The sequence below is a fragment of the Streptomyces sp. NPDC002690 genome, from assembly GCF_053592415.1.
In genome coordinates this window covers 1-7,813 of sequence record NZ_JBSFVR010000352.1, presented here as the reverse complement: position 1 = coordinate 7,813, position 7,813 = coordinate 1, and the positions used below count along the sequence as shown (strand labels likewise).

Genomic DNA, 7,813 nt, shown 5'->3' with positions numbered 1-7,813 from the left:
ACCCGGATGACGTGATCGCCGAGGTGTTCATCGGAGGTCCTGGGGCCGGTGCGGGTCGGGCCGGTGCGGGGTCGGGCCGGTGCGGGTCGGGCTACTCCCAGCTGAGGCCGGTGAGCCGCTCGTACGCCTCGACGTACTTGGCGCGGGTCGCGTCCACGACTTCCCCGGGCAGCGCGGGCGGCGGGGTCTCGCTCTTGCGGTCCCAGCCGGAGGCCGGCGAGGTCAGCCAGTCGCGGACGAACTGCTTGTCGAACGAGGGCTGGGCGTGGCCCGGCTCCCAATCGGCCACCGGCCAGAAACGCGAGGAGTCCGGGGTCAGCACCTCGTCGCCGATGACCAGCTCGTCCACACCGTCCGCACCGGGCGCGAAGCCGAACTCGAACTTGGTGTCGGCCAGGATGAGCCCGCGTCCGTGCGCGATGTCCCGGGCCCGCCGGTACACGTCGAGCGTCGTCTGCCGCAGCAGCGTCGCCGTCTCCACGCCGACGGTCTTCGCGACCGCCTCGTAGCTGACGTTCTCGTCGTGATCGCCCACGGCGGCCTTCGTCGCCGGGGTGAAGATCGCGCCCGGCAGTTCGGAGCCGTCGACGAGCCCCTCGGGGAGGCCGATGCCGCAGACCGTGCGCGAGTCGTTGTACTCCAGGAGACCGGAGCCGGTCAGATAGCCGCGCGCCACGCACTCGACCGGGACCATCCGCAGCGAACGGCAGATCGTCGTGCGTCCCTCCCAGTCGGCGGGGGCGCCGGCGGGCACCTCGGTGGAGATGACGTGGTTCGGCAGCAGGTCGCCGAGCTGGTCGAACCACCAGAGCGACAGCGCGGTCAGCACCCGGCCCTTGTCCGGGATCTCCGTCGGCAGCACCCAGTCGTACGCCGAGATGCGGTCGCTGGCGACCATCACCAGGTCGCCGGCCTCGTTCCGGTACAGCTCACGCACCTTGCCGGTGTGCAGGTGGGTGAGGCCCGGCACCTGGACGGGCTCGGGCTTTTCTACGAAACCGGACACGCTGCCTCCGCGTAGGTTGATCCAAGGGTCGCGGACCGATTGTCCCGTATGCCGGTACCGGCTCGCCGCGTGGGGCGGTCCGGTGGGGTCGCGCCCCGGGCGGGGCCGTTGGTCGCGCGCCGTCGAGTTCAGTCGTACACGGTCGTGCCCGGTCGAAGTCCGTCGCGCCGGGTCGGCGGGTCGGGTTCAGTCCCGCTTGCAGATCCGGTCCAGCAGATTGGCGGTGGCCTGCTGGATACGTTCGTCGGTGTGCCCCGGCCGGTCCAGCGCCGGAGACCAGGCGAACGTGCCGGAAGCGAAGACGAGAGCCCCGGAAGGCGCCTGGTAGAGCGAGGTCTCCTGGTAGCGCCGGGCCCCCTCGGAGTCCTCGTACGGCGAGTGTGCGAGCAGAATGCGCTGCTCGTGCTCCGGCAACGCCGTACGCGGGTAGTACCGGTCGGCTTCGCCCGCCACCAGTCCGGCGATCTCGTCGCCCTCACCCGCCCCGGTGCCCCGCCAGAGCCAGTGGTCGGCGTTGCGCACGATGAGCGGCGAAGGCTCGGGCACCCGGCCCGCGTACTGGATGCCGAGCAACTGCTGCTCCGGTCTGTCGACCTCCCGCCACAGCGCGGGCCTCCCCGGCCCCTGCCGTTTGCGGCAGGTGAGCAGGCGGTCGGGCACCCCGGACGGGGACGCGGCGAGGGACACCTGCCAGTACATGGTGTTGGCCGAGAGGAAGACCAGCGAGGTCCCGGTGTCCCGCGCCAGCTCCGCGGTGCGCCGCATCGGGACGGACCAGTACTCGTCGTGTCCGGGGAAGACCAGGCCCCGGTAACGGCCCGGGTCGACACGGCCGGCGTGCAGATCGCGGGCGTCCGCGTAAGCGAGGCTGTAGTCGTACCGCTCGGCCCAGCGGATGAAGTCGTAGGCGTGGCCGACGTGGAGCGGCAGCCCGGCGCCCGCGTACGGGCGGTCGAAGGAGACCGTCACCGCCGCCTCCTCCTCGCCCAGCAGCCCGCCCTTCTCGTCCCACGCGTGGTAGAGACTGGCACCCGTCCGGCCGTCCTCGGGATAGAGGTTGTACGCCTGCCAGGTGATGTCCGGGAGCAACAGCAGCAGATCCGCGGGGTGGTCGTCCCGGACCGTGAACGGGACGTGCGAGCGGTGGCCGTCGACGGTGGTCAGTACGGCGACATAGGCGCCCACCGACCAGAGGGCCGGGATCTGCAGCCGCCAGGAAAGCCACCAATGGTGGCAGGAAACAGTCTTGTCGGCGGCGAGCGGAGGAGGTTGCACGATGCCCGACTGGCGCGGACTGGTGGTGATTTTCCGGGCGCCGTCGCCGCCGTAGTGGCCGATGCGGTAGATGTCCACGTAGAACTGCTGCGGCGGGTCGACCGTGATGTGGAAGTCGATGGCCTCCCCGGGCGCCGCCGCCCCGGGCGACGCGAAACCCTTCACCTGTCGGTGCACGTCATCGGCCGTGCGCGGGCCACCGCCACTGCGCCCCAGGTCCGGGTCGGCGTACCAGGGGACGACCTGCCCCGTGTCGTTCAAGTAGTTCTCGCTCCCGCGCAGCCAGGGCAACGGCCCCTGCCCGAACGGATCGCTCACGGCGTGCGCGAGGGCACCCGACTCCCATCGGCGACTGTGCTCCGCCCCCATGATCGGCCCCTCCCTCACGTCCCCCGTACCACTCTGGTGCGCCCTGTGTCAGGGCTGATCCCAGCACATCACATAACGCATGCGGCTCGTCACCGTTCGTCGTGAATTGACGTGAACGGAACCTAGCCTTCCGGGTATTGGGCCCGCACCGGGGTCCGCGCCAGCGCGCGCACGGCGGTGCGCGCCGGACGACGGCGCGTGCGCGGGGCGCGGGGCAGGGCCCTTCCGGCACCGCGTGCGCGGACCGATTGCGTACACGGTGCCATATTTCCGTATACAGAGGGCCTGTTGCGGCGGACTGGGACACATTTCCGTATCCGGGGGGCGTGTTGGGTCCGCGCGGGGCGCACGGACCAGCCCGAGCGCCGGGCTTCGCCGGCGTGGCCGAACGCGCGGCGGGTACCCCACCGGCGCGGCCCGGACGGGAGTCGGGCGGGGCCGGACGGGAGTCGGGCGGGGCCGGGCGGGGATGGGATGGGATGGGACGGGAAGGGGTCGGGCGAGGCTGGGCAGCCGGGATGAGCAGGGAGGGGTGGGAGTCGGGCCGGGCTGTGCGGGACAGGTCTGGGCGGGACGGGGCGTCAGACCAGGCGGACCGGCTTGTCCTCCCGGATGCCCAGCTCGGAGAGCCAGGAACGCAACGGCTCCGCGTCGCCGTCTTCCACCAGGCTGAGCACCGGAGTGCCCAGATCCGTCCGGCGCGCCCCGTCGACCAGCAGGGCGGGACCGTCCAGCCAGTCGAGGCCGGGAGCCGCACCCGCCGTGTCCACGGCCGCGCAGCAGACCATGGCCGTGACGTGGTCTGCGAGCAGCTCCGTGCCCGTGCGGGGCGGCTGGAGCGGGAAGAGCGGGAGCGGGCCGGGACCCCAGAGGTCGAGCGGATCGACGGCCGGGCCGTTCGACGTGCCGGCGCCCGTGCCGTCCGTCGCGCCGTTCGCCGAACCGGTGGCGGACGCCCCGGCGCGCGCGGCGGCCTCCGCGGCCTCCTCGCGGGCGACGGCTGCCCCCACGGCCGCCGCGAGTTCCTCGCCGCCGCCCCGGGCCGCAAGGTGGTCGATGACCCGGGCCAGCGTCGGCGCCCCGGCGTCGACGGTACGGACGGCCGAGGGGCGTACGGCGGGAGCACCGCCAGGAACGGGAGCACCGCCAGGAACGGGCGCGACCGCACCCGGGCCTCCCGCCGGAGAGCCGGGACCTGGGGCCGCAGCGCCCGGAGCCGCCGTGCCGGGGCCCGCCGTGCCGGGAGCCGCCGTGCCGGGGGAGTCCATGGCGAGGGAGTCCATGACGCCGTGCAGCCGGGCGGCCTCCGTGCGCCACTTCCGGTCGACGACCTCCTCCGGATACCGCTGCCAGTCGACCGGCGACCACTCGCCGCCCTGGGCCGGGCCGCCGTGGAAGAGCCGCGCGGCGAGCAGGGAAGCGGCCTCGTCGGCGAGGCCGGGCTCTTCGAGGAGATCGCAGGCGGGGCGCTCGCCCAAGCGCGCGGCGAACCCCTCCGCGAGCCGGTCGCGCCGGGACAGCTCGGTGAGCGCGGACACCACCCCCGCGTCCAGCCGCGCCGGCCACCGGCCCATCCGCCAGGCGGGCAGTGCGACGCGGGTCAGCAACCGGTCCCAGCCCGCGTAGACGAGCCCGACCTGCTCCTGGGCGACCGCCCGTACGCCGTAGTCCACGCCCTGAGCGCGCAGCGAGGCGGAGAGCGCGACGCACCGCTCCATCTCGGCGGCGTGCCCGCGACAGCTGCGGAGCATCAGCCGGGCCGCCCAGCCGGTGAAGGCGCGCGGCAGCCGGCCGAACACGCCGGAGGGCGAAACGTTTGACCGCGCGGACCCGGCTCCGGGGCCCCCGGCGTCCGCGACGACGCCGTCCAGACCACGGACGAACCTCCGGGCGGCGGCTATGTCGGGGTGCGCGGCCAGGCCCGTACCGGCGACCACGGGGGCGAGTACCGCGCGCAGCTCTCCGACGCGCATCCACCACAGGAACGGCGACCCGATGACCAGCACCGGCGCCGCCCGCTCGCGGTCGCGCCGCTCACCGGCCTGCTCCTTGGTCCCGGCGGCGGACCCGCTCCGCACCGTCGGGTGGGTGCGGTCCTCCAGCCAGCTGTCGCAGTCGGGGGTGAGCGCTATCGCCGAGGGCGCGGGCACGCCCATGCGGTCGGCCAGCTCGCGCACGAGCCGGTAGAGGTCGGGGGCCGACTTCTCGTCCACCGCGACGGTCGGGCTGAGCGCCGGGCGGGCCCGCGCGACGGTGACGGCGACCCCCGCCGCCAGCAGCAGGAACACGACGGCCGTCGCGCCCACCGCCCAACGGGCGGTGTTCCAGCCGACACCGGACAAATGCCCCTGCGCGGTGGCGGCGATCATGACCACGGCCACCGCTGCGGGCAGGATCGCCAGCGCTACCGCACGGCTGCGGATGCGCAGCAGTGCGAGGGCCCGCGCCCGGGCGGCCCGCATGCCCAGGTCCTCACCAGTCTCCGTACCGGACACGACCGGAAGTCACCCCCTCTGCCCCCGCGACGGTGTTGCTCACTCCCCCACTGTGGCACCGCCCTCGGACATCGCAATGTCAGTGGGCCAAGTGCCGGAATCCTTGCGCCGCACCCTAGTTGGGGGTTTCTCGGGCGTCATCCGGATGGCTCAGCCGTCACCCGATGGAATGGCTTTGGGTAAAGCTGCTGACTTATCGCCATGGATGGGCAAGCCCTTGTCCCCGCGCGCACAGCTCCTACGCCGGGGCGTGCTCCGGCGCACCGGAAGCGCAATCCGGGGCGCAACCCGAAGCGCGTCCTGCGGCTCGTGTCGCGTCGGACGGTCCGGTGACGGCTGGGCCCGCGGAAACGCCGGTGCGGCCTGCGGAAGCTGTCCGCGGCCCCGCGGACACACCGATGGACCCCGCACAACGCCGGTGGCGGCCGAGATGCCACTCGGCCGCCACCGGGTCGGGCGGGGTGGGCCCGGTCCGTGCGGGACCAGGTCCGGGGGGGGCGGGTATCAGGCCCCTGCGTCCTCCGCGGCCTTCTGCGCGATGTCCGTACGGTGCTGGGAGCCGTCGAGGCGGATGCGGCCGAGGGCCGCGTAGGCGCGCTCGCGGGCCTTGCCGAGGTCCGGGCCGGTCGCCGTCACCGACAGGACCCGGCCGCCCGCGCTCAGGACCGTACGGCCGTCCGCCTTCGTCCCGGCGTGCAGGACGTACGCGTGCGGGGCGTCCTGGGCCGCCACGTCGGCGAGGCCGTCGATCGGGTCGCCGGTGCGGGGGGTGTCCGGATAGTTGTACGAGGCGATGACCACCGTGACGGCGGCGTCCTCGCGCCAGTTCAGCGGCGGTACCTCGTCCAGCGTGCCGTTGGCCGAGGCGAGCAGCAGACCAGCGAGCGGGGTCTTCAGACGGGCCAGGACCACCTGGGTCTCGGGGTCGCCGAAGCGCGCGTTGAACTCGATGACGCGCACGCCGCGCGAAGTCAGCGCGAGTCCCGCGTAGAGGAGGCCGGAGAACGGCGTACCGCGCCGGTGCAGCTCGTCGACGGTGGGCTGGAGAACCGTCTCCAGCACCTCGTCGACCAGCTTCGGGTCCGCCCACGGCAGCGGGGAGTAGGCACCCATGCCGCCGGTGTTCGGGCCCTCGTCGCCGTCGAGGGCGCGCTTGAAGTCCTGGGCCGGCTGGAGCGGCACCACGGTGGTGCCGTCGGTGATCGCGAAGAGGCTCACCTCGGGACCGTCGAGGAACTCCTCGATGACGACCCGGTCGCAGGCGAGCGCGTGGGTGCGGGCCGCCTCGACGTCGTCGGTCACGACGACGCCCTTGCCGGCGGCGAGTCCGTCGTCCTTGACGACGTACGGGGCGCCGAAGGCGTCGAGCGCGTGGTCGATCTCCTCGGCGGTGGTGCAGACGTAGCTCCGCGCGGTCGGGACGCCGGCCCCGGCCATCACGTCCTTGGCGAACGCCTTGGACCCTTCGAGCCGCGCCGCCTCACCGGACGGGCCGAAGCAGGGGATGCCGGCCGCCCGCACGGCGTCGGCGACCCCGGCGACAAGCGGCGCCTCCGGGCCGACGACCACCAGCCCGGCACCCAGTTCGGCGGCGAGGCGCGCGACGGCGTCACCGTCGAGCGCGTCGACGGGGCGCAGTTCGGCCACCTCCGCGATACCGGCGTTGCCGGGAGCGCAGTACAGAGCGGTGACCTGGGGGTCGAGGGAAAGAGAGCGGCACAGGGCGTGTTCGCGGGCGCCGCCGCCGATGACGAGGACCTTCACGGGGTGCAGCCTAACCGCCGGGGGCGAGGGGCCTCGACGGCCGCCGGTCCGTGGACGGGAGGCTCCGGCGGCCGGCGACGCGGCGCAGGCGCCCGGAGGCCCCCTCCGGAGCCCGCTCCCCCGCCCGCGCTACTCGTTGGTGAACTCCTCCACGACCGTGGCACCGAGCTCGCGGACGATCAGCTCGTGGCCGGAGAGCGCCGAGTCCACGAGGTCGGGGTCGTCGGCCTCCGGGGTGTCGTCCTCCGGCGCGACGGTGTGCACCGGCTCGGGCGCGGACCGCTCGTACGCCCCGGACGCGGGCCCGGAACCTCCCTGCCCACCCTGGGACTGCTGGGACTGCTGAGGCGGCGGGGACGACTGGGGCTGCTGGGGCGCCGGGGCGGGCGCGGGCCGCTGCTCGTACGACTGCGGGGGCGCGGCCTGGTACGCCGGGGCCTGGTACGCGGGGGCGCCGCCACCGGGCCGCCCGCCACCACCCTGCATCGGCTGGCCACCGCCACCGGAAGGATCGACGATCGCCTCGACGCGCCACTGCGCGTTGAACCGCTCGGCGAGCGCCTGGCGCAGCACCGCCTCGCTGCCACTGCTCGCGAACGTGTCGCGAGCGCCCGCGTTGGCGAAACCGATCTGGAGCGTGGTGCCGTCGAACCCGGTGACCTGGGCATTCTGGCTGAGCAGAATCCAGGTGAAGCGGCGGTGGTTCTTCACCGCCTCCAGGATCTCCGGCCAGATGCTCCGCACCTGCCCGGCACCCTGTGCCATGTCCTGCCCCCCGGTCGGCGCGGCGGACGCCGGGGCGACGGGAGCTGCCGGAGCGGGCGCCGGCGAACAGCTCGATGTTGAAGGGGCCCTTCTTCGAGCCGTCCTCCAGTCCCAGCTTGTCGACGATGTACGTGGCCTG

The 7,813-nt window shown here is 73.8% G+C and carries 4 protein-coding genes and 1 pseudogene; all 5 read right to left on the bottom strand.

Translation table 11 applies throughout. The annotated features are described in order from the left end of the window. Positions 1–91 precede the first annotated feature (91 nt). The gene (locus tag ACWD3D_RS30085; RefSeq protein ID WP_451463917.1) at positions 92–1,006 is read right to left on the bottom strand and encodes a phosphoribosylaminoimidazolesuccinocarboxamide synthase; all 915 of its coding nucleotides are present in this window, start codon (positions 1,004–1,006) and stop codon (positions 92–94) included. A gap of 186 nt (positions 1,007–1,192) precedes the next feature. Beyond that, complete coding sequence (locus ACWD3D_RS30080; RefSeq protein WP_451463916.1) at positions 1,193–2,650, bottom strand: N,N-dimethylformamidase beta subunit family domain-containing protein; 1,458 nt, start codon at positions 2,648–2,650, stop codon at positions 1,193–1,195. A gap of 581 nt (positions 2,651–3,231) precedes the next feature. After that, positions 3,232–5,145, bottom strand: a complete 1,914-nt coding sequence (locus ACWD3D_RS30075) for a hypothetical protein (RefSeq protein ID WP_451463915.1) — start codon at positions 5,143–5,145, stop codon at positions 3,232–3,234. Between the two features lie 504 nt (positions 5,146–5,649). Next, complete coding sequence (purD, locus tag ACWD3D_RS30070; protein WP_451463914.1) at positions 5,650–6,909, bottom strand: phosphoribosylamine--glycine ligase; 1,260 nt, start codon at positions 6,907–6,909, stop codon at positions 5,650–5,652. Between the two features lie 129 nt (positions 6,910–7,038). Further along, a pseudogene (locus tag ACWD3D_RS30065) lies at positions 7,039–7,813 on the bottom strand (DNA polymerase III subunit gamma and tau); the annotation flags it as partial.

Coding starts and splice junctions, on each gene's coding strand:
- ACWD3D_RS30080 (WP_451463916.1), bottom strand. CDS start 2,650: ATGGGGGCGGAGCACAGTCGCCGATGGGAGTCGGGTGCCCTCGCGCAC.